The following is a 16,673-nucleotide window of genomic DNA, read 5'->3' as shown; positions in this document are numbered from 1 at the left end:
GCTTTATTCCTGTTTAGTTTTGGCAAACATCACCAGCAACAGCACTACATAAGTCGTAGCCTTAAACTTTTAGAAAATTTACCGGCCGAAAAGAACAATATTACCGAAGATTTTGTTAACTTAGGGCTGAAAATTACAAACGCGTTTGAATCGCAGGCACTGCTTGAACTAAAAAATAACTACTGTAATTATAAGAAATGCCTGCATTGCGGCGTTGGTAATAAAATATTAAAGCTGACCTGACATGCTACAGAGAATACTTACTTTTTTTGAACGGTACTCCTTTGGTGTATGCACTTACCTGGGCGAAAGATTTAACGTTTCCATTGCCAAAATCCGCCTGTTTTTTATATACTCTTCATTTTTAGCTGTAGGCTTCCCGCTCATATTTTACTTTTTTGCTGGGATAGTATTGGATATTCGTAATTACATAAAAAGAAATCATACGAGAGTTACAGATTTATAGGAATTTTATCTGGAGTCGGATTAAACGTATTATCACGATTGCCGGCTAAATTATATGGTAATTTTACTTACCACTCACACTAACATTCCTGTGATAACGGCATTTTGCAGGTTACGTACTTTAAACTTAGGTTTGTAGCAGTAATGCGCAAGCTGTTTTACCCAGGAGCTGTTATAGCCAAATACCATTTTTATCATTCTTACCCGGGTTGATCCCTTTGGATAGCCGTATTTATACCAGGTAAATTTTGATTGATCAATATTAAACTGGTCGGCAAAATCAGCCAGGAAAAGATCTATCTCGATATCAAAAATATCCAGGTCAAGGTCAAGGCTGGTATCGAGGCATAAACTGCCAGGATCCACACGTATGATCTTGTAGCGGCTGCAATAATCAACAATAAATTCTTTTAAAGGCGGCAGTATCTCTTCCATTAATTGAATAGTTTTGATCATATTGTTTATAGGACGTTGTTTTAAAAATAAAGGTTGCACCATAGAGACTACTTTTTTAAAAAAAGGTTACCGAAAAGGTGAATTTGATTTATAAGCTGTGCCGGGTAAGCTTTTTAATGGATAATTAAAGGCGTATTACTATTATTGCAGTACGTTTTTTCTTAATTGCCATGAAATTAAAAGTTATTGCTTTTGATGCCGATGATACCCTTTGGGTGAATGAACCTTTTTTTCAAAACACCGAAAAAAAGTTTTGCAGCCTGCTGGAAGATTTTTTACCGAAACATAGTATATCGAGCGAGCTTTTTAAAGTTGAAATTGACAACCTGGCCCTTTATGGATATGGCATAAAGGGATACATCCTCAGCATGATTGAGGCTGCGCTCAGTATATCCGAAAAGAAGATCAGCATTGAAGTCGTCGAAATTATACTGGAGTATGGCAAACAAATGCTTAACGAACCGATAGAGTTGCTGGATGGTGTTGAAGAAGTATTATCAGCCTTAAAAACCAATTACAGGTTAGTTGTTGCCACCAAGGGCGATTTGCTTGACCAGGAACGAAAACTAAAAAAATCGGGCCTGGCGCATTATTTTCATCATATCGAGATTATGAGTGATAAGCAGGAAGATGACTATATCAAGCTGATCAAACACCTTGACATCAACCCAGGCGAGTTTATGATGGTGGGCAATTCTTTAAAATCTGATGTAATGCCGGTGCTTAATATTGGCGGGCATGCAATTCATGTTCCTTTCCATACCACCTGGGCGCATGAGCATGTTGAAACCATCCTTACGCATGAAAAATTCAGGCATGCAGATACACTTAAGGATATATTGACGGCGATACAGGTATGAAACAAAAGTTACACCTTGACACATGGGTGCGTAAGGAGCATTTTCTTTTCTTTAAACAGTTTGACGAGCCTTTTTATGGTGTTACAGTAAAGCTTGATTGTACCAATGCTTATAGCTTTGCCAAAGAAAAGGGAGTATCGTTTTTCCTGTATACCATGCACCGCGCACTGGCCGCTGCAAATGCTATTGAGTCATTTAAATTAAGACTGGAGGACGACGAGGTTTATGTGTATGATCAAATAGACGCCGGCTCAACCATCGGGCGCAGCAATGGCACTTTTGGCTTTGGATATATTCCGTATGCTCCCCTATTTGATCAATTTATTATAACTGCAAATAAGGAGGTTGAAAGCGTTCAAAACTCCAATGAGCTAATCCGGTCGAACGCCAATAACATCATTCGCTTTTCATCTTTACCCTGGATAGACTTTACCAGCATATCACACGCCCGTATTTTTGGCCTGCCCGATAGCTGCCCAAGGATCTCGTTTGGTAAAATGACACAGCAGGACGGTAAACGGTCAATGCCGGTATCAATTCATGTACACCATGCATTAATTGATGGCTTACATGTTGGTCAGTTTATTGACCTTTTTCAGAAATCAATGGACAACGGAGTTTAAATCTGCTTCTCCATCACTATTAGCTCGATCAACTCTTTAGGTGAACCAAAGCGACCGTGATCATGAAAGGGCTGAATCTCGCCGGTAAACGTATAGCCACGGCGCTCATACCAGCTGATGAGCTCTTTACGGCTGCGGATAACAGTCATGCTGATGGTATGTAAACCCAATTGTTTTGCAATAACTTCGGCTTCCTCAATTAAAGCACGGCCTACTCCCCCGTTTTGTAACGTTGGCGATACACTAAACATGCCCAGGTACAATTTGTCAATCTTAACTTCAAGGTAAACCGATCCTATGATTATGCCATCTTCATTAACATATTTTAACAGCGTAATGGCGTCATTGTTAAGGTAATCAATCAGCATCGGTTCATCTATCCTGATCCCACCTATCAGGTCACTTTCTGTTGTCCAGCCTTTTTTTGATTCCTCGCCCCGGTAAGCACTGTTAATTAAAGCATTCAATTCGGGTACGTCGGCAAGGGTAGCTTTTGTTATAGGCATATTGTTTTGTTTTTTGGGAGGGCAAACTTAATATTTAGCTACATTAAATGAAAGGTGTTATAGCATTTAATGTTACATGTAACCCAGGTAAATGGCGCTCAGCATAAAAACATCGTAAAAAATGTGGAAGAATATAAGGTACCACAAATTACCATCAAACACCCTATAAAGCCAGGTGATGAATAAAGCAAATAAAAATATACTTAGCATGGCACCCGTACCTTCCTGGTAATGATATAAAGCAAATAATATGGAAGTGATTAGTCCGCTTAAAGTAAAAGCCCATTTACCGTATCCAAATAAAGCTTTTATCCGGGTAAATATAAAACCCCTGAAAACAATCTCCTCAAACGGGATAACCAGGAAACCAGCAATACTTAGCAGGTACAGGTAATTGATGGTATTATGTCTGATGTATTTAAAATCGGATAAGTTAGCCGGGGTAAAGCCTAAACGATCAAAAAAGGGCCCAATACCCCAATAAGCAAGCATAGCATACCCTACACCTATAACACCACCAAGCCAAACAGATTTCAAATTTATGGCTGAAAACTTAAAACCTATGTCGCCGAATCCCTCCTTAAAGAATTTAAGATATAGGCCAATGAGCAGCAATAATAAAATGGAAAAAGCAAACATGGGAAGCAAACCCATATGCGGAAAGACCACCAAAAAAGCGATCATAAGCAAATCAGTTGCTATTCTTTTCCAATTTGTAGTCATCATAATTTCGACTAATGGAAAAGCCGAATGTTACAACAACTTGTAGTCTTCGCGGGCCGGGCTAAATATATCTATCAGTCTGCAATCAGTAACCGCTGTGCCGCCATGAATGATATTTGATGGTATAGTTGCAAACATTCCCGGATCCAAAATCTGCGGAACGCCATCAACGGTAAGCTCAAATTTACCTTCAATAACAAAGGAATATTGCTCGTGTACGTGCTTATGCATGGGCAGCGAAATCCCGGCTTTTACCTCAATAAAGTTAATGGTGTTGCCACTGGTATGAATTAGTTTGGAAAAATAGCCAGGCGCTATTTCTTTGGTTACAATATCACTAAAATGATGGAAAAATTGGTTTTGCATAAAGCAAATTTAATGGACTATTTTAAACTTTATACTTTTTACTTCAGCTTATAAAAAGGATTAAAACATTATTTCACTAAAAGCAATCCTTTAGCTTTTACCCCCCCGATAATTCAGTAATTGTTGTTGTACGAAACGAAGGTGATACAAATAAAGCCATAAAAATAAAAGTCGGTGAGCGGATAATTGAGCCTTTGTTAAAGGCTGATTCATTTAATACTTTGGTAATAGCCACCAAATAATGTTTAATTTTCTGCGGATAAAAACTTAGCCTTCATTTTAAGGTTATACTTACATAATAGTTTACCATGGCTTTTATTGATTATTACAAAACATTAGGCATCGACAAAACTGCTACGGAGAAAGAAATTAAAAACGCTTACCGCAAGCAGGCCCGCAAATATCATCCCGATCTTAATCCCAACGATGTTCAGGCAAATAAGAAATTCCAGGAGATTAATGAAGCCAACGAGGTATTAGGTGATCCTGAGAAACGTAAAAAGTATGACAAGTACGGCGAAAACTGGCAGCATGGAGAGGCCTATGAGCAACAAACCAGTCAACAACAAAGCCGGCAGCGCAATTCTGGTGATCCCGGAAGTTTTGGAGGCTTTGGCGGAGGTTTTGGCAGCGGTGAGGATTTCTCGGACTTTTTTCAATCAATGTTTGGAGGTGCAGGTGGCAGCGGCAGACGCACCGGGTATCGCGGCCAGGATTTGAATGCTGAATTGCAATTGAGCCTGCAGGATACGCTGCATACACATAAACAAACCTTAACTGTAAATGGCAAAAACATCCGTATTACAATACCTGCAGGTATAGAAAACGGACAAACAATAAAAATAGCCGGCCATGGCGGCCAGGGTGTAAATGGCGGCCCGGCAGGCGATCTTTATATTAAATTTAATATCCCTGCCGACGGGCGTTTTAAACGCGATGGCGCCAATTTATATAAAACCGTAAAGCTTGATCTTTATACGGCCGTTTTAGGTGGTGAGATTATGGCCGAAACGCCAACAGGGAAAGTAAAGGTTAGGGTAAAACCCGAAACTCCAAACGGAACCAGGGTAAAACTTAAAGGCAAAGGTATGCCTGTTTATAAAAAGGAAAATGAGTTTGGCGACCTGTACCTTACATACGATATCCAAATACCTACCAACCTTACTGATAAGCAAAAGCGGCTGTTTGAAGAACTATCAAAATCCTGATCTACTTATGAAAACAGAGAATTTAATAACTGCGAATGATTTTTGTGTATACCATAATGTTGAGTACACATTTTTCAATTCGTTAGAAAAGGCTGGATTGATTGAGGTTACAGTGATTAACGAGACAACGTTTATACCAGAAACAGAATTGCGTAAGCTCGAAAAAATGATTAGCCTGTACCAGTTAGATATCAATGTGGCCGGCATTGAAGCAATAACACACCTGCTTAACCGGATTGAACAAATGCAGGAAAATATGCGAGCCTTGCACAACAGGTTAGAAATGTATGAGGGGGAGTAAGTATTTTATTCTAACGATTTGAATATATATTGCTCATCATATTCAACCTCGAAGTGTTCAAGAATTTGCTGATATTCTTCTAAAAATGTTTTCTTATGATGATGCCTCTCTTGATCTTCAATATATTGAGCTACTTTTTTAATATGAGAGCGTGAATAGGAAAAGGCACCATATCCTTCTTGCCACTTGAATGTTGAATTATTAAATTTTTCTCTATTTATCCATTCGGATGAGGAACCCTTTACCATCTTCATTAATTCGGAAAGAGATTGAGTGGGTCTGAATCCAAAGAACAGATGCAAATGATCAGGCATACTATTAATGGTTATCATTTTATGTCCGTTATTTTTAAGGATTCCGGTTATATATTTATGTAATTCTTCTTTCCACAACGCTTGAATTAAAGATTGCCTGAATTTCACAGCTATAACGCATTGAATATGTATTTGGGTATACGTATTTGCCATTTGCCTAAAAGTGTATTATATAAAATGTTCATTAGTAGCGTACCTACGGCACGCAATTGCTTTTGTTTCGGGTGTTCGCTACCGACATTTAGCTCCTACGGAGCTGCTTTTAGGTATGAAACGAAACTTCCTAAAAATTAGGTTATCGATTGTAAAACAAGAAACCTCGTATAAAAATGACTCCAGAGAAATTAAATATCAGTAGAAAAAACTATAAAGATAATTTGCGAACCGGAAGTATATAACTCATTAAATTAAGTGTATTATCTTAAAAGTTTACAGATGAATTGCCATCATACCAAAACGACTCCGTAGGAGTCCGATGTCGGTAGAAAAACAAAGCAGKAATCTTGCGTGCCGTAGGTACGCTATCCAACCCCCTATTCCATATACTTCAGCATCATACGCTCACTTACTATGTGGGCATCTTCAATCACAGATTCGGGGTATCCCATGGAGGCTAATATGGCTATACCATTTTTACTTTTCAGCAAGCCTTCTTTCAATTTGTAATCAAAAACCAATGTTTTGCCTGATTTGGAATCCACAAACGAATAGATGGCAAAATCCTCGTCTAAAAGTTCGGCAAGCTCGAGATCATGTGTTGATACGAATACAAAATTATCATTGGCGGTAATATATGACAATACCGATTTTGCAGCGGCAATACGCTCAATTGTATTAGTTCCCCTAAATATTTCATCAATAATAACCAGGCTTTTTACGGTTTCTGTATTGCTGCTATGATCAACAATATTTAATATAGCTGAGGCCTGAGCCTGGAAAAAGCTTTGCTGTTCTTCTATACTATCGGTGATCTTGATACTGGTTTGGATTTTTAAAAAGGGAGCTTTGTAGGCCCTGGCGCAGCTGGTGAATAATGTTTGAGCCAGCAATGTGTTTACGGCTATTGCTTTAATAAATGTTGTTTTGCCCGACATGTTTGAGCCTGTTATTAATGCTCCTTTATCGGCACGGGTATATAAAGAATTAGGTACACATTTATCTATTAATGGATGATAAAGATCAGTAATATCCATTTTGGCATTTTGGTCAATAAATTCTGGTTTATTGTAAAACGGCAACCCTTCCCTTACCGATTGTATGGCTATAAGCATATCAATTTCGGCCACAAATGTATATACCTTCTCAATATCATCGCGGTACCTGCCAATGTGTTTTACAGAATTGGTATAAATGTGGGGTTCAAGCAAAAACAATGTTTTAAATAGTTGGAAAACCACATAACCCGGCGAACCGGAATCTATAATCAGCTCACTTTCAAAGTTCACAATACTTAATGAACGTTTAAGACCTGCAAGGTTTATCAGGCTTTTTTTAATTTCTTCAGTATCGCCGGTTTTGGCATTTCTAACTAGCCAAACGGCAACCTTATGCATTATCAGCAACTGGGGTAATGAATTTGAGTAGGCTGCAATTTTTCTTTTGCTTGCAAAATGGAAAATGATATTATACCCAAACAATACACCTAAAATTATTAAACTTACCGTATTAGGAATAATAAGAAGAGAAATAATTGCTGTTAAAATTAAATATGGCACCGCTTTGATATAAATATTCATCACCGGTGCAAATAACGGAGCATGTGATTTTAAAAACAGGTTAACAACCTGGTAAGCATTGGTATGGTTAAGCTTTGAAAGCTCCAACTCAATAATTTCCCTGTTTGGAGCATCGGCGTTAAGCGTTTCTATCTTTTTATCAAGTATTAATAAATTATCAATTGACGTTTCGGGAAAATGCAGCTTTTTGTAGAGGTATTGTTTACCTGGTTTTGAATTAGCCCTGTCAATGTAGTTGAAAACACTTTTAAGGTCAAGGTCGTCGGCTGTTACATTTGATAGTTTTCCGATGCTGTTGTCGGCATCCTTGTAAAGCTTTATCAAATCAAAATTACGCCTCGCATTTACAGGTTTGGCCCATTTGTTTTTTATTTTCTCCAGTTTTTTTTCTTTAGTACGTAGCTTGCCAAAGTAAGAAACAATGTAGGAAACAGTAAGTACAATGGCCAAAACTAACAGCGTAAATAAGAAATAATACATGCTTAAAAGTATAAAAAAAATATTAACCTCCGGGTATACTACAATAAAGATGGGCTTTTTTATGCAAATCCGTTGCTACTGTCCCACTTTTAATTTTCATAGATAGCTGCATTATTTTCCATTTCAATTATTATGGTATTTTGAAGGAAATAATCATTTACCTGCTAACCTTTGTGGAGTATGAATATGCTACGAAATATTATTTTTTATCTAAAAAGTTCTGTAAAGCTTGCTGCGTAAACTCAGAGAGTACCAATTCTCCGCTTATGGCTGCCCGCTTACCCAGTAGGTCATCCCAATTATCCGTGCCCTCCCAAAGTATTTGCTTTAAGTTGGTTAAAGCGTCAGGATTGTAGGAAGTCAGCTTTTTTGCAAGCTCATCAACTGATGCATCAAGCCGGGCAATATCATCATAAACTTCGTTATACAAACCTTTATCTTTTGCCCATTGTGCGGTTTGAAAATCAGTAGCGCATATGGTAAGTTGTGAAAATGCAGGTAGCCCTACTTTACGAATAACAGCAGGCGATATCACAAATGGGCCAATGCCTATTGCCAGTTCACTTAATTTAATGGATGCAAATTGTGTAGCCACGCAATAATCGGCAGCGGCAGCAAGGCCGACTCCACCCCCAACAGCTTTACCTTGTACCCGGGCTATAATTATCTTGGATGATTTTCGGCAGGCGTTAATAACATTGGCAAAACCCGAGAAGAACTGTGTGCCGGCATCTTTATCTTTTATCTGCAACAGTTCATCAAAGCTGGCTCCGGCACAAAAGGTACGGTCACCTTCACTTTTTATTACAATTACCTTAACCTCTGCATCGCTACCGGCATTGTTAATTTGATCGGTAAGTTGTTGCAACAGATTGGATGGAAGCGAGTTTTGGGCAGGATGAAAAAAACTGATAATGGCTATGCCTTCCGGGCTTTTTATKATAGAAACATTTCCGTTTTCGTTGGATGGCATATTAAAAGTTTATATAAGAAAAGTGGCTATATCTAACACTTGTCCAATATCAGAAGTATTTAACTTAACTACAATTTTCAATTGAAATAATTTGATGATGCTGAAAAGAAACTAATGAAGTTAGAACCAAAAGGCAGGACTTTAATCCATTCTCTATTTCACCAAAAACATTAACTACCATAAAATGTTGTACTTATACAAACATAATTAAATTAGTCATGGGAATTTTACAGCACATACAACATCAGATTTCGGCACTTAATGATCTGATTAAAATAAATAACGACCGTATTACCGGATACCAAATGGCCCTGGAAAATACCGACGAAACAGGTTTGATCCTGCTCTTTAACGAATACATTGACCAAAGCAAAAATAATATTACCGAGTTAAAGGAATATATTCTTGTATTAGGCGGCAGCCCGGCTGATGGAACAACTTTATCAGGAAAATTTTATCATACCTGGATAAATGTAAAGGCCACTTTTGTCAATAAAGATAAACAAGGTATTTTAGCCGATTGCGAATACGGCGAGGATGTGATCATCAAAGCATATCGTAAGGCGCAGGATGATAAGGAGTTGATATGGGAAGACGAAAAAGTTGTAAATTTACTTGCCTATCAGTTGGATGGTTTTAAAACATCACATAATACCATTAAAAGTTTGCGCGATACCGTAACGGCGTAGAATCTGTTATCTGTAAACAAATGAACAGCTCCGATGAATCTTTTTTGGAAGAATATAAACCCTTGCATGTTCCGCATGAATATGACACTGGTGCAGGGGTGCAAAATAATGTTGTATATGCTTTAGCCCAGCTAAAGGAAGCCACTGCGCATGAAGTTGCCACAAAATTAAGCGCTTTTGAACCAGAAACGCCTCCTTTCATCCATGAAAAAAATGCGGAGGATATACTCAGATACCTTTTTAATAAAGGATTAATAAAAGCCATTAATAAAGATGGAGAACTTTGTTACAACCTCAGTAAAATAGAAACCCCCAACTCTGGCAAAGCTGATAAACTTTTTTAAGGGTTTACGGAGTTTACAGGCTTGGCAGATATAATACTATCAACAACAAACACACTTACCCCCCGCCATGGTAAAGTGTGCAGGTACTCCTTATAATGAAGTTCAAGATATGAGCCTGCATTGCTATTTAATTGCTGGGCCACTTTCTCATCAGTAACAGAAAACATAAATTCATTTGATGCTATATTTCCCTGCGTTTGCGTACGAATACCACTTTGTATTAACCTGCCTTCATATGTTTTAAATAAATAGCCCTTTTTTACAAAATAATTCATATTGCCGGCTTTTGCCCCTTCGCCAAAAACAAAATAAAAACGATAGTAAAAAAAGCCCGCTAATAATAGCAGTATAATTAATAGTAAAATAGATTTGGTACGGGTTTTCATGAATGATATTTTAATTATTTAAAGCTACAAAAACTTAAGACGAACCCTATAATGATAACACAAATAAAAAGCTAAGGGTGCAGCATACAGCATATTATTCTTTTGCAGCGAAAAAATATTATTACAAATAATACACTTTTTGAGTTTAAATTCTAACTTTATCTCGCAATACCTAAAATCTATCCAAAAAAATGTCTGCTGAGGTTCTACATACTTTACCGGAAGAAATTTTCAAGATTATTTTCGAAAAATCGCCGGGTTCTTTATTAATAAAGGCTGATGCGCCTCATTTTACCATAATGGCTGCCAGCGATACTTATCTTACTATAACCAATGCCACCAGGGAATTAATTATAGGCAAAAGCTTTTTCCGCGTTTTTCCTGATGATGACAACGACCCCAAAGATGAAACCGGCGCCCGTAAAATATTTAACAAAGTAGCAGAAACGGGTCAAAAAATAGATATCCCAAGCTATAGGTATGATACCAGGGATCCTGAGACCGGCAATTACAACGTTAGATACTGGTCATGTAGTAATGTGCCTTTTTTTTGTGGTGATGGTAAGGAAATGTATATTTTAAATACAATTGTAGATATCACCGGTGAGGTAAATGCCAAGCAAGCGGCACAGGAGAGTGAAAACCGCCTTCGGCTGGCTGCGGAAGCTACTGGTTTTGCAACTTTTGATTGGAACTTTAGAGATGAAGAACACATTTGCCCCCCTCAATTAGTTGAATTATTAGGGCACCCGGCCGAAACTTTATTATCAGCACAGGAGGCATTTAAAAAACAAGTGTTACCCGAGGATCAGCAAATTATTTTGGATTCATTTTACACATCAATTAAAACCGGGAGTTATGCCCATGATGTACGGGTTGCCTGGCCCGATGGCGCTGTACACTGGTTGAGCATTAAAGGCAAATTAGTTGTTGACGAACACCAAAAACCATTGCGTATGCTGGGAACTGTAATTGATGTAACCGAAAATAAGCGCGATGAGATCAGGAAGAACGATTTTATAGCGATGGCCAGTCATGAATTAAAAACACCGCTTACTTCTATCAAATCATACATCCAGATACTAATAAAAAAGCTGGCACCCGTTAATGATGCATTGGTAAACAACGCCCTTACCAAAGCCAACAGCCAGGTTAATAAAATGACCGAGTTAATCCACGGTTTTCTTGATCTGTCGAAACTTGAATCGGGTAAGTTACAACTTATGCCGGAAGTGTTTGATATAAACAAACTAATAGCCGATTGTATTACAGAATTGCTGCATTCAAACATCAGCCATACGGTAATTTTTGATGGTTCGAATATTTTGAATGTTAACGCTGATAAGGAAAAAACAGCCCAGGTAATAAATAACTTTTTAAGCAATGCGGTAAAATATTCACCCAAAGAAAGTAATATCACTATAAAAAGTCATGGCATGAATAGTAGTATCCAGGTTGCAGTTACAGATGAGGGTGTGGGTATTAAGCCTAAAGATCATAAAAAAGTATTTCAGCGCTTTTACAGGGTAGATAATGAAAAGATCAGGAATGTATCCGGCTTTGGTATAGGACTTTATCTTTCCAACGAGATCATTCAATGCCATAAGGGCAAAATATGGGTTGAAAGCGCCGAAGGCTTAGGTTCAACATTTTACTTCAGCCTGCCCGTATGAATTACTTTACCGCTGTTAATTTTACCTTTTTATAGGATGATACCATAAACTGAACCAGGTCGATCATATTTAAGGGAGGTTCATTAGTGGTTATACTGAGCTTCTTTTTGTTATTGTCAAACTCAAGTGCGAAATAATAATTGGGAGCATCGGTTACCTGGTCTGTTTGCTGCCAGTTATACATTTTTTTCAGCTCGCTGTGTTTGAGCCAATAATTTAGGGTATCAAGCTGGGCACCGGATAATTTACCGGTATACTCCCCTTTGTAAGGATCAGCGTATTCCCCTCCCCTTAAATGATAATCGCCATTGCCCAAAATTGAAATTTCCAGTTGCGGGCATTCGCCATGGCATGTTGATGATAAAAACCGAACCTTCGAAAATTTAATGTCTTTATCATAACTATTTTTAAAATTGGTAAACTCATAGGTATCATTACCTGCCAGTTTTACAGCATTGGAGTCGATGGCCTTTAAATAAAGCCTGCTTGAGGTGAGGTTCCTGATTAAAAATTTAAAATCTGTTTTGTGTTTAACTTTAAAATTATCGACACTGGACGTATAGATATCTGACAATATTAACGTATCCTTTACAATGGCATAATGGCTTTTTTCCTTATCAGATCCCACAAAATTAAATTTAACATGACCCTTGCTAAAATAAAGATGCCCCAGATCCTTATTAATCCACCGGATAGAGTCAAGCTGCGTCTTTTGAGCTTTCGCAGTACAAAACATCAATCCCAATAAAAATAAAGAAAGGCCGCGTTTTACCATTTGTTTTAATTTCTGATTTACTTACAAACTCATATAATACGTAGTTAACGACTCAAAATCATCAAACTTGTGCTGATAATCATCAGTTTCGCCAAAACCATAGCTTACAAATATAAAAGGTATGCCAGCCTGGCGTGTCTGCTCAGCGTCACCTTGTGTATCGCCAACGTATACCGGTTTTTCAAGCTGGTGTTTATCCATCAATAAACGCATATTATGATGTTTTGGCATATTATTTTCGCCATAAGCGAAAGAATCAGTTATATCCTCCCCAATACCTGCCCAATTAATAAACAATGGAATAATTCCGACCGCGCAGTTGCTCAATATAAACAGTTTATATTTTGAGGATAATTGCTTTATACCTTCCTTAACACCGTTATACATAATTCCGCCGCTTACAGGCAAAATTTGGCGGCGGGTTTCATTTACCTCAAGATAAATACCCAAAGCCTTATCATCATCAAAATCGGGCATTAAAATTTTGGTGAGTTTTTTACCTTCCATTCCCATTAATCCCATTAGTTCATCACGATTAATAGTTCTTTTTATAGAGAGTTTTTCAAAAGTGAGATTCCATGAATTGGTGTAAGTATCAACAGCATCCCAAAGGGTTCCATCCATATCGAAGATCAGGCTATCTGGTTTCTGCATAAAATTATTTGTCTTTTTTGTTAAAGATGTGAAATTAACGTTTTGCTGTAAAAACTAAGTTCATGTTTTCTTCATGATTAATTTTCACCTTAGCAGTGTGATAAGGTTAATATGAGCCAGCTTAGCAGGAGGTTGGTTTCATAGGAGTCTCCGCTGTAAAAAGCGGGGACTTTTTTTATATCGATTTTTTTCAAATCGCCTTCCGATAATAATAGCCGGCAGCTTTGTTGGCTTCCTGCTTTACAAAACCAACAGCTTCATATAAACTTTGAGCTGTATAATTATCAACCGCAGTTTCCAACTGGATAAAAGTGGCTCCATGGCTTTTCGCAAAATCATAGGCCGTTTGTAATAAAGCCTTTCCTATTCCCTTTTTACGGTGGTCATTATCAACATAAAGATCATTTAGTAACCAATTCTTTGTTGCCTTTACAGATGACAACAACGGATAAAGCTGTGTAAAGCCTGCAGGCTGGTCGCCATCCATAGCCACAAAAATTACCGATTCATTGTTTTCAAGGCGGTTTTTAATAAAGCTCTTCGCCAAAGCAATATCAGACGCCTGCTTGTAAAACACACGGTATTGATCGAATAAATGTGTTACTAACTGATAGTCATTGGGGTTGATCTGCCTGATCTGCATTATGATATAGGTTTTGTAAGTTTATTAATATTTTAATTATCAAAGGGTTATTGTATCCCCGATTTTATATACTTCATGAAATTTGATACCCTGTTTTTCAAAATGCCTTACATAAGCCGCATAACGTTGTTTAATAAAAAACTCTTTTGCATAGCCATCATGAACAGGCAATATTTGTTTGGGTTGAAGCTTGTCTGCGAAACCCGAGATTCGTACCTCGTTTGCAAATGGCGCCATGGTTACCATGAGCAGCAATTCAATGTCTTTATATTCCAAAAGCTTGTCGTCCATAGAATCAACAGGATGCAAAACTTTATCGTTAATAATAAAGCCCGTCATTTGTGGCAGCGGATTATCCATAATCAGCTCATGTATAACCGGGAAAGCTTTCAATATAAAGGGGCCAAAGTTTACCGTACCTTCTTCTAAAACGGTATAAATAATGCCTGCTTTATCAAGATCTTTACCTACCTGGCTGTTGGTGACCACTACGGCACCACTTAGTTCAAGAATGTTTTTTAGTATATCAACATCATAATGATCCGGATGAATGTGGGTGATCACCACGGCATTTACATCTGAAAACATCTCCGCAGTAACCAATCCCTCAGCAAAAGAGAATTTACCAGGATCAAATAATAATTTGTAATCATCCAGCTCAAAAACAAGGCAGGAATGGAGGTATTTACTTATTTTCATAGATGATTATTTGCACGATTTACAGGGTTGGCTTCATATATTTAAAATACAATTAAAGGATTTGAACAGTTTTTATTTTCATAGAATAAAAACTGTTAAATTAAACCAAACCCATGAATCGTGCTGAAATCCTGTAAATCCTGCCAAAACTTTTAATCGTGTTTATAGTAACTCTGTAGCCAAATTTGCCAGTTCACTACGTTCCCCTTTCTGGAGGGTAATATGTGCATAGAGTGGATGTCCCTTCGCTTTATCAATCAGATATGACAGGCCATTACTTTCGGCATCAAGGTATGGCGTATCAATCTGGTAAATATCACCTGTAAACACAAATTTACTGTTCTCGCCTGCACGGGAAATAATGGTTTTTACTTCGTGCGGAGTAAGATTTTGCGCCTCGTCTACTATAAAGAATATCTTGCTTAGGGTGCGGCCACGAATAAATGCCAGGGGAGCTATAGATATTTTATCGTTAGCTACCAGTTCATCAATTTTAGCCTGCATTTTATCATCATCGGCAAACTGGTCTTTAATAAATTTAAGGTTATCCCATATTGGGGCCATGTAGGGATCTATTTTTGATTTGATATCGCCGGGTAAAAAACCAATATCCTTATTACTTAATGGAACAATGGGGCGGGTAACAAATATTTGCCGGTAATATTTACGCTGCTCCAACGCGCTGGCCAGGGCCAGCAGGGTTTTACCTGTACCGGCGTTACCCTGTATGGTAACCAGTTTGATATCGGGGTCTAAAAGCGCATGAATAGCAAAAGCTTGCTCAATATTGCGTGGATAAATATTGAATACCGGCTGCTCAGTCACTTTTTCCAATTGTTGCGTTTGCGCGCTATAAAAGCCGGATACATCACTTTTTTTACCCTTTAAAATATAGAAATGATTGTTGGTATAAGCTGGTATATTCAGGCTTTCGGAGGGTAGGTTTTCTTGCTTATTAAGCTGGGTTACCAGCTTTTCGGTTACCTTATCTATATCGGTTTTACCGGTATACAATTCTGCCAGGTTTTTAATTTTACCGGTTTCGTAATCCTCGGCATGCAGGTTAAGGGCTTTGGCCTTAAGGCGAAGGCAGATGTCTTTGGATACAAGTACCACCTTTTTATGAGGATATTCTTCCTGCAAACCTAAGGCAGCATTTAAAATATGATGGTCGGTTTTATCAGATCCAAAAACCTCCACGGCATCTGTCGCGATGTTTTTTATATCCATGGCTACTTTAAAGCTCCCCTTGCTTTTACCGTTAAGCGGAATCCACTCATTCACCAGGTTGTTTTTTGACAGGTCATCCATCAGGCGGATAAAGCTGCGTGCCTCAAAATTACGGGTATCGTTGCCGTTCTTTTTATTATCAAGCTCTTCCAATACCTGTATAGGTATGGCTACATCATGCTCCTGAAAATTTTGAAAGGCATTATGATCGTAAAGGATCACTGAAGTATCTAAAACGAATATCTTCTTCTGGTTACGCGGGCCGTCCTTATTCATATCCTACTAAATTAGGTTTTTTAAGGTTTGTTCAAAATGAAAATGCTATTATGAACAAAAAAAACCTTGTAAAAGCGAAAACGGGAGTCTCCTCTTGCGATTTGAACTCCCGTTTCCAAACCACTGTTCCACCGTAGTTTCCCAGTAGCACCAAGTTTTGTGTAAGATGACCGATAAGCCTTCGTCTGTTGTCCTTGCGAACTACTGACTACCGCAATATCACTGATTCTGTTTTGGGTCTCCGTGAAGCCCCGCATCGTTCTCAGTACCTCCTTTAATCACAATCTTTTTTC

21 protein-coding genes and 2 pseudogenes are annotated in these 16,673 nt (G+C 38.0%); 10 read left to right on the top strand and 13 right to left on the bottom strand.

What is annotated here, in order from left to right; translation table 11 throughout:
* Both AC1DO4_RS26165 and AC1DO4_RS26160 read left to right on the top strand, forming a co-directional pair.
* Positions 1–243: pseudogene (locus AC1DO4_RS26165) on the top strand (DUF2851 family protein); the annotation flags it as partial.
* Between the two features lies 1 nt (position 244).
* Positions 245–466, top strand: a complete 222-nt coding sequence (locus tag AC1DO4_RS26160) for a PspC domain-containing protein (protein WP_477420712.1) — start codon at positions 245–247, stop codon at positions 464–466.
* A 74-nt stretch (positions 467–540) separates the two neighbouring features.
* Here AC1DO4_RS26160 and AC1DO4_RS26155 read toward each other — a convergent pair whose 3' ends face one another.
* Positions 541–921: a DUF1493 family protein gene (locus AC1DO4_RS26155; RefSeq protein ID WP_477420711.1), complete on the bottom strand. Its 381-nt coding sequence runs from the start codon at positions 919–921 to the stop codon at positions 541–543.
* Positions 922–1,091: 170 nt separating this feature from the next.
* Between AC1DO4_RS26155 and AC1DO4_RS26150 the strand changes: the two genes are divergently transcribed.
* Positions 1,092–1,781, top strand: coding sequence for an HAD family hydrolase (locus tag AC1DO4_RS26150; RefSeq protein WP_477420710.1), 690 nt, complete (start codon positions 1,092–1,094; stop codon positions 1,779–1,781).
* The gene (locus AC1DO4_RS26145; protein WP_477420709.1) at positions 1,778–2,404 is read left to right on the top strand and encodes a CatA-like O-acetyltransferase; all 627 of its coding nucleotides are present in this window, start codon (positions 1,778–1,780) and stop codon (positions 2,402–2,404) included. The genes AC1DO4_RS26150 and AC1DO4_RS26145 overlap by 4 nt, the downstream gene beginning before the upstream one ends.
* Here AC1DO4_RS26145 and AC1DO4_RS26140 read toward each other — a convergent pair.
* From AC1DO4_RS26140 to AC1DO4_RS26130, 3 genes are all read right to left on the bottom strand, one after another.
* Positions 2,401–2,910 carry a GNAT family N-acetyltransferase gene (locus AC1DO4_RS26140; RefSeq protein ID WP_477420708.1) on the bottom strand — a complete coding sequence of 170 codons (510 nt, stop codon included), beginning with the start codon at positions 2,908–2,910 and terminating at the stop codon, positions 2,401–2,403. The two genes, AC1DO4_RS26145 and AC1DO4_RS26140, sit on opposite strands and share 4 nt — an antisense overlap.
* Before the next feature lie 72 nt (positions 2,911–2,982).
* Positions 2,983–3,636 carry a CPBP family intramembrane glutamic endopeptidase gene (locus AC1DO4_RS26135; RefSeq protein WP_477420707.1) on the bottom strand — a complete coding sequence of 218 codons (654 nt, stop codon included), beginning with the start codon at positions 3,634–3,636 and terminating at the stop codon, positions 2,983–2,985.
* A 27-nt stretch (positions 3,637–3,663) separates the two neighbouring features.
* Positions 3,664–3,999: a cupin domain-containing protein gene (locus tag AC1DO4_RS26130; RefSeq protein WP_477420706.1), complete on the bottom strand. Its 336-nt coding sequence runs from the start codon at positions 3,997–3,999 to the stop codon at positions 3,664–3,666.
* A 101-nt stretch (positions 4,000–4,100) separates the two neighbouring features.
* Here AC1DO4_RS26130 and AC1DO4_RS26125 point away from each other — a divergent pair.
* The 3 genes and pseudogenes from AC1DO4_RS26125 to AC1DO4_RS26115 all read left to right on the top strand — a co-directional run.
* A pseudogene (locus AC1DO4_RS26125) lies at positions 4,101–4,241 on the top strand (hypothetical protein); the annotation flags it as partial.
* A gap of 66 nt (positions 4,242–4,307) precedes the next feature.
* Positions 4,308–5,207 (top strand): DnaJ C-terminal domain-containing protein, encoded by a 900-nt coding sequence (locus AC1DO4_RS26120; protein ID WP_477420705.1) that lies wholly within the window; start codon positions 4,308–4,310, stop codon positions 5,205–5,207.
* Between the two features lie 7 nt (positions 5,208–5,214).
* The gene (locus AC1DO4_RS26115; RefSeq protein ID WP_477420704.1) at positions 5,215–5,508 is read left to right on the top strand and encodes a chaperone modulator CbpM; all 294 of its coding nucleotides are present in this window, start codon (positions 5,215–5,217) and stop codon (positions 5,506–5,508) included.
* A gap of 5 nt (positions 5,509–5,513) precedes the next feature.
* Here the strand turns inward: AC1DO4_RS26115 and tnpA are convergent, their stop codons facing one another.
* From tnpA to AC1DO4_RS26100, 3 genes are all read right to left on the bottom strand, one after another.
* A complete protein-coding gene (tnpA, locus tag AC1DO4_RS26110) occupies positions 5,514–5,975 on the bottom strand; it encodes an IS200/IS605 family transposase (RefSeq protein ID WP_477420703.1) in 462 nt (153 codons plus the stop codon).
* Positions 5,976–6,355: 380 nt separating this feature from the next.
* Entirely contained in the window at positions 6,356–8,038 is a 1,683-nt protein-coding gene (locus AC1DO4_RS26105) for a MutS-related protein (protein WP_477420702.1), read from the bottom strand.
* 199 nt (positions 8,039–8,237) lie between these two features.
* Complete coding sequence (locus AC1DO4_RS26100; protein ID WP_477420701.1) at positions 8,238–9,011, bottom strand: enoyl-CoA hydratase/isomerase family protein; 774 nt, start codon at positions 9,009–9,011, stop codon at positions 8,238–8,240.
* 218 nt (positions 9,012–9,229) lie between these two features.
* Here AC1DO4_RS26100 and AC1DO4_RS26095 point away from each other — a divergent pair, with 218 nt between their 5' ends.
* Both AC1DO4_RS26095 and AC1DO4_RS26090 read left to right on the top strand, forming a co-directional pair.
* Entirely contained in the window at positions 9,230–9,700 is a 471-nt protein-coding gene (locus AC1DO4_RS26095; protein WP_477420700.1) for a ferritin-like domain-containing protein, read from the top strand.
* A gap of 20 nt (positions 9,701–9,720) precedes the next feature.
* Positions 9,721–10,044 carry a hypothetical protein gene (locus AC1DO4_RS26090; RefSeq protein ID WP_477420699.1) on the top strand — a complete coding sequence of 108 codons (324 nt, stop codon included), beginning with the start codon at positions 9,721–9,723 and terminating at the stop codon, positions 10,042–10,044.
* On the opposite strand, the gene AC1DO4_RS26085 is transcribed toward AC1DO4_RS26090, so the two are convergent.
* Positions 10,041–10,430, bottom strand: a complete 390-nt coding sequence (locus tag AC1DO4_RS26085; RefSeq protein WP_477420698.1) for a hypothetical protein — start codon at positions 10,428–10,430, stop codon at positions 10,041–10,043. The two genes, AC1DO4_RS26090 and AC1DO4_RS26085, sit on opposite strands and share 4 nt — an antisense overlap.
* A 191-nt stretch (positions 10,431–10,621) precedes the next feature.
* Between AC1DO4_RS26085 and AC1DO4_RS26080 the strand changes: the two genes are divergently transcribed.
* The gene (locus AC1DO4_RS26080) at positions 10,622–12,103 is read left to right on the top strand and encodes an ATP-binding protein (RefSeq protein WP_477420697.1); all 1,482 of its coding nucleotides are present in this window, start codon (positions 10,622–10,624) and stop codon (positions 12,101–12,103) included.
* Between the two features lies 1 nt (position 12,104).
* Here AC1DO4_RS26080 and AC1DO4_RS26075 read toward each other — a convergent pair whose 3' ends face one another.
* From AC1DO4_RS26075 to AC1DO4_RS26055, 5 genes are all read right to left on the bottom strand, one after another.
* On the bottom strand, positions 12,105–12,878 hold the full coding sequence (locus AC1DO4_RS26075; protein ID WP_477420696.1) for a DUF6438 domain-containing protein: 774 nt from the start codon (positions 12,876–12,878) through the stop codon (positions 12,105–12,107).
* Positions 12,879–12,899: 21 nt separating this feature from the next.
* The gene (locus tag AC1DO4_RS26070; RefSeq protein ID WP_477420695.1) at positions 12,900–13,532 is read right to left on the bottom strand and encodes an HAD family hydrolase; all 633 of its coding nucleotides are present in this window, start codon (positions 13,530–13,532) and stop codon (positions 12,900–12,902) included.
* A 190-nt stretch (positions 13,533–13,722) separates the two neighbouring features.
* Complete coding sequence (locus AC1DO4_RS26065; RefSeq protein WP_477420694.1) at positions 13,723–14,175, bottom strand: N-acetyltransferase family protein; 453 nt, start codon at positions 14,173–14,175, stop codon at positions 13,723–13,725.
* A gap of 39 nt (positions 14,176–14,214) precedes the next feature.
* Entirely contained in the window at positions 14,215–14,874 is a 660-nt protein-coding gene (locus AC1DO4_RS26060; protein WP_477420693.1) for an MBL fold metallo-hydrolase, read from the bottom strand.
* A 162-nt stretch (positions 14,875–15,036) separates the two neighbouring features.
* Entirely contained in the window at positions 15,037–16,380 is a 1,344-nt protein-coding gene (locus tag AC1DO4_RS26055) for a PhoH family protein (RefSeq protein ID WP_477420692.1), read from the bottom strand.
* Positions 16,381–16,673 lie beyond the last annotated feature (293 nt).

This window comes from Mucilaginibacter sp. P5_A6, assembly GCF_056400585.1.
Note: the sequence above shows the minus strand (reverse complement) of the source record. Positions and strands in the feature narration are given on the sequence as shown.

Bases quoted from the DNA above. Each gene is read 5' to 3' on its own strand.
- AC1DO4_RS26120 (WP_477420705.1), top strand. From the start codon at position 4,308: ATGGCTTTTATTGATTATTACAAAACATTAGGCATCGACAAAACTGCT.
- AC1DO4_RS26085 (WP_477420698.1), bottom strand. From the start codon at position 10,430: ATGAAAACCCGTACCAAATCTATTTTACTATTAATTATACTGCTATTA.
- AC1DO4_RS26160 (WP_477420712.1), top strand. From the start codon at position 245: ATGCTACAGAGAATACTTACTTTTTTTGAACGGTACTCCTTTGGTGTA.
- AC1DO4_RS26090 (WP_477420699.1), top strand. From the start codon at position 9,721: ATGAACAGCTCCGATGAATCTTTTTTGGAAGAATATAAACCCTTGCAT.
- AC1DO4_RS26075 (WP_477420696.1), bottom strand. From the start codon at position 12,878: ATGGTAAAACGCGGCCTTTCTTTATTTTTATTGGGATTGATGTTTTGT.
- AC1DO4_RS26155 (WP_477420711.1), bottom strand. From the start codon at position 921: ATGATCAAAACTATTCAATTAATGGAAGAGATACTGCCGCCTTTAAAA.
- tnpA (WP_477420703.1), bottom strand. From the start codon at position 5,975: ATGGCAAATACGTATACCCAAATACATATTCAATGCGTTATAGCTGTG.
- AC1DO4_RS26115 (WP_477420704.1), top strand. From the start codon at position 5,215: ATGAAAACAGAGAATTTAATAACTGCGAATGATTTTTGTGTATACCAT.
- AC1DO4_RS26055 (WP_477420692.1), bottom strand. From the start codon at position 16,380: ATGAATAAGGACGGCCCGCGTAACCAGAAGAAGATATTCGTTTTAGAT.
- AC1DO4_RS26070 (WP_477420695.1), bottom strand. From the start codon at position 13,532: ATGCAGAAACCAGATAGCCTGATCTTCGATATGGATGGAACCCTTTGG.
- AC1DO4_RS26150 (WP_477420710.1), top strand. From the start codon at position 1,092: ATGAAATTAAAAGTTATTGCTTTTGATGCCGATGATACCCTTTGGGTG.
- AC1DO4_RS26130 (WP_477420706.1), bottom strand. From the start codon at position 3,999: ATGCAAAACCAATTTTTCCATCATTTTAGTGATATTGTAACCAAAGAA.
- AC1DO4_RS26105 (WP_477420702.1), bottom strand. From the start codon at position 8,038: ATGTATTATTTCTTATTTACGCTGTTAGTTTTGGCCATTGTACTTACT.
- AC1DO4_RS26060 (WP_477420693.1), bottom strand. From the start codon at position 14,874: ATGAAAATAAGTAAATACCTCCATTCCTGCCTTGTTTTTGAGCTGGAT.
- AC1DO4_RS26080 (WP_477420697.1), top strand. From the start codon at position 10,622: ATGTCTGCTGAGGTTCTACATACTTTACCGGAAGAAATTTTCAAGATT.
- AC1DO4_RS26140 (WP_477420708.1), bottom strand. From the start codon at position 2,910: ATGCCTATAACAAAAGCTACCCTTGCCGACGTACCCGAATTGAATGCT.
- AC1DO4_RS26065 (WP_477420694.1), bottom strand. From the start codon at position 14,175: ATGCAGATCAGGCAGATCAACCCCAATGACTATCAGTTAGTAACACAT.
- AC1DO4_RS26135 (WP_477420707.1), bottom strand. From the start codon at position 3,636: ATGATGACTACAAATTGGAAAAGAATAGCAACTGATTTGCTTATGATC.
- AC1DO4_RS26145 (WP_477420709.1), top strand. From the start codon at position 1,778: ATGAAACAAAAGTTACACCTTGACACATGGGTGCGTAAGGAGCATTTT.
- AC1DO4_RS26095 (WP_477420700.1), top strand. From the start codon at position 9,230: ATGGGAATTTTACAGCACATACAACATCAGATTTCGGCACTTAATGAT.